3 protein-coding genes are annotated in these 3,240 nt (G+C 62.6%); all 3 read left to right on the top strand.

The window, feature by feature from the left end:
• Window positions 1-552 (top strand): trimethylamine methyltransferase family protein (locus tag EN994_RS24000; RefSeq protein ID WP_206530480.1); only part of this gene is annotated, 552 nt, incomplete at its 5' end.
• A 138-nt stretch (window positions 553-690) separates the two neighbouring features.
• Complete coding sequence (locus EN994_RS23995; RefSeq protein ID WP_127224122.1) at window positions 691-1,176, top strand: DUF559 domain-containing protein; 486 nt, start codon at window positions 691-693, stop codon at window positions 1,174-1,176.
• A partial coding sequence (locus EN994_RS23990) for an FAD-dependent oxidoreductase (RefSeq protein ID WP_164746125.1) occupies window positions 1,173-3,240 on the top strand: 2,068 nt, incomplete at its 3' end. The genes EN994_RS23995 and EN994_RS23990, both read left to right, overlap by 4 nt.

Raw genomic sequence — 3,240 nt, 5'->3', positions numbered from 1 at the left:
GGCGCCCAGCTTGCCCGCCGCTACAACATCCCCTACCGCACCTCCAACACCTGCGCCGCCAACACGGTCGACGCGCAGGCGGCTTATGAAAGCGTGTTCTCGTTGTGGGGCGCCATCCAGGGCGGCGGCAACCTGATGATGCATGCCGCCGGCTGGCTCGAAGGCGGCCTGCGCTGCTCCTACGAGAAGACCATTCTGGACATCGACCTGCTGCAGATGGTGGCCGAATTCCTGACCCCGCTCGACCTTTCCGAAGAGGCACTCGGCTTCGACGCCATCCAGTCGGTCGGCCCCGGGGGCCATTTCTTCGGCACCCAGCACACGCAGGACCGCTACAAGACCGCCTTCTACTCGCCGATCCTCTCCGACTGGCGCAATTACGAGACCTGGGCGGAAGCCGGCTCGCCGACGGCGCTCGAAAAGGCCAACAAGGTCTGGAAGGAGCGGCTGGCGTCCTATGAGGAGCCCTACATGGACCCGGCCATCCGCGAGGAACTCAACGCCTTCGTCGCCAAGCGCCGGTCCGAAGGCGGCGCGCCGACCGATTTTTGATCGGCAGTATTGTTGATGAACGGTCGACCCCCACTCCGTCGAGCTGCGCTCGACACCTCTCCCCCGATCGACGGGGGAGAGGAAAGGCGCGAGCTTATGCACGCTGGCACCCTTCCTCTCCCTCCGGAGGGGGGAGAGGTGGCGTCGCGAAGCGGCGACGGAGTGGGGGAAGGCGCTCATGAAACCCGTAGCCGTCGCAAAACGGGCACTACCCAGCGAGCCAGAAAACTCAGGCAAGGTGACAACCAGGCCGAAGCGCTGCTTTGGCTTGAGTTAAAGGCCCGCAAGCTTGGCGGCTACAAGTTCACGCGACAGTTCTCTATCGGACCATACTACGCGGACTTCGCTTGCCGCAAAAATTGGCTTGTCGTGGAAGTCGACGGACACCAACACGCCGGCAGCTCATATGACCGCCGCCGCGACGATTTCATGCGTGCCCAGGGCTATTCGATCCTGCGTGTTTGGAACCATGACGTCCTGAAACATCGTACTCCGGCCTGTGAAACCATCCTCGCCGCGCTTGATGGCAGCCTGGCCGAGAACACGGCCGCATCCGATCTCCGCTTTGTTTTCACACCCCGCTCACCCGATTCAATCTCTTCAAACACGGACCTATCCAGATGAAATCACACGTAAAAGCGGTTGTCATCGGCGGCGGCGTCGTCGGCTGCTCGGTTCTCTACCACCTGGCCAAAGCCGGCTGGACCGACATCATGCTGATCGAGCGCTCTGAACTCACATCCGGCTCGTCCTGGCACGCGGCGGGCGGCTTCCACACGCTGAACGGCGACCCCAACGTCGCCAAGCTGCAGGCCTATACGGTGCAGCTCTACAAGGAGATCGAGGAGATATCCGGCCAGTCCTGCTCGCTGCATTTGACCGGCGGCGTGATGATGGCCGATACGCCCGAGCGCATGGACTTCCTGCGCCTTGCCCACGCCAAGGGCCGCTATCTCGGCATGGACACAGAGCTGATCACCCCTTCCGAAGCCAAGGCGATGTTCCCGCTGATGGACGAGACCAATTTCGTCGGCGCCATGTGGGATCCGGTCGAAGGCCATCTCGACCCGTCCGGCACCACCATCGCCTATTCAAAGGCGGCGAAAAAACTCGGCGCCGAGATCGTGCTGCGCAACCGCGTCGTGGAATTGACGCAGGAGGTCGACGGCACCTGGAATGTCGTCACCGAACAGGGCACGGTGAAGGCCGAGCATGTCGTCAATTGCGGCGGCCTGTGGGCGCGCGAGATCGGCCGCATGGTCGGCGTCGAACTGCCGGTTCTGGCCATGGAACATATGTATCTGCTCACCGAGCCGATGCCGGAGGTCGAGGAATTCAACAAATCGACCGGCCGCGAAATGATCGGCGTGCTCGACTTCAAGGGCGAGATCTACACCCGCCAGGAGCGCAACGGCATCCTGCTCGGCACCTACGAGAAGGCCTGCAAGCCGTGGTCGCCGGTCAACACGCCATGGGATTTCGGCCACGAATTGCTGCCGCCGGACCTCGACCGCATCGCGCCGTCGCTGGAAATCGGCTTCAAGCATTTCCCCGGCATCGAAAAGGCCGGCATCAAGCAGATCATCAACGGCCCCTTCACCTTCGCGCTGGACGGCAACCCGCTGGTCGGCCCGGTGCAGGGCCTGACCAATTTCTGGTGCGCCTGCGCCGTGATGGCCGGCTTCAGCCAAGGCGGCGGCGTCGGTCTGGCACTGTCGAACTGGATGGTGCATGGCGATCCTGGCTTCGATGTCTGGGGCATGGATGTTACACGCTTCGGTGAATGGGCCGGCCTGCGCTACACCAACGCCAAGGTGCGGGAAAACTATTCGCGCCGCTTCTCCATCCGCTTCCCCAATGAGGAACTGCCGGCGGCACGTCCGGCGCAGACGACGCCGCTCTACGACACGATGCTGGCCAACAACGCGGTCATGGGCGACAGCTGGGGCCTCGAAACCCCGCTCTGGTTCGCACCTGAAGGCAAGGAACCCAGGGATATCGTCTCCTTCCATCGCTCCAACGATTTTGGGCCGATCGGCGAGGAAGTGCGCGCCACGCGTGAGCGCGTCGGCGTCACCGAGATCGCCAATTTTGCCAAATACGAAGTCTCGGGACCCGCGGCCGAGGATTTCCTCAACCGGCTGATGACCAACCGCATGCCGAAGACCCGCCGCATCGTGCTGACGCCGATGCTCAACGAGTTCGGCAAGCTGATCGGCGACTTCACCATCGCCAAGGCGGCAGAAGACCGCTTCATGATCTGGGGCTCTTCGGCGGCGCAGAAATACCACATGCGCTGGTTCGAGAAGCACCTGCCGAAGGACGGAACGGTGCGCATCCACCGCTTCGACCAGACGCTGGTCGGCCTGTCGATCGCCGGGCCGAAATCACGGGACCTGCTGCAGAAACTGGTCGATGTCGACGTCTCGACAAAAGCCTTCCGTTTCATGGATTTCCGCGAGATGGCTGTTGGCGGGGCGCCTTGCATGGTCAACCGCATCACCTACACCGGCGACCTCGGCTATGAAATCTGGATGGCGCCGGCCTACGAACGCCTGGTTTACAAAGCGATCAAGGACGCCGGCGAGGAATTCGGCCTTGTCGATTTCGGCATGCGCGCTCTGCTCTCCATGCGCCTCGAAAAGAACTTTCCGACCTGGTTCCGCGAGTTGCGGCCGATCTATGGAC

Origin of the sequence: Mesorhizobium sp. M7A.F.Ca.CA.002.09.1.1 (assembly GCF_003998555.1) — a bacterium.
GTDB classification, from domain to species: domain Bacteria; phylum Pseudomonadota; class Alphaproteobacteria; order Rhizobiales; family Rhizobiaceae; genus Mesorhizobium; species Mesorhizobium ciceri.
The sequence above is the reverse complement of the archived record's forward strand: the minus strand, read 5'-3'. Positions and strand labels throughout refer to the sequence as shown.